Consider the following 364-nt stretch of genomic DNA (forward strand, 5'->3'; position numbering starts at 1 on the left):
TGGCTCGTTCGCCTGGTCCGCGGAGCTTGGCGTGGGAGCGGTTGGCGTCCTTGAGCGGCTCGGGCTTGTCCTTGCCCTTGTAGGGCGTCGTGACGTGCGGGTCGGCGCCGACGTAGCCCTTGTCGGCCAAGACCAGGATCCCGGCGGCGGCCAGTGCGCGGACCAGGCCCCAGATCCTGGCGGCCTTGAGGTCGTGGACCGAGCCGGGCAGCGACCCCGACACCCACAGGATGGTTCCCGTCCGGTGTGGCAATGACCTGCAGGTTCATGCCGTGTTTCTTGTGTTTGCCCGAATAGAACGGCCGGTCGGCCTTCACTCGGTCGATGGGGATGAGCGTGCCGTCCAGCACCAGGTAGAGCAGGC

Annotated in this window: 1 pseudogene; it reads right to left on the minus strand. The window is 67.6% G+C overall.

Annotated elements, in window-relative coordinates:
* Positions 1-364 (minus strand): annotated as a pseudogene (locus E1281_RS39835) (transposase family protein); the annotation flags it as partial.

The sequence above is a fragment of the Actinomadura sp. KC345 genome, from assembly GCF_004348515.1.
Classification (GTDB): Bacteria; Actinomycetota; Actinomycetes; order Streptosporangiales; family Streptosporangiaceae; genus Spirillospora.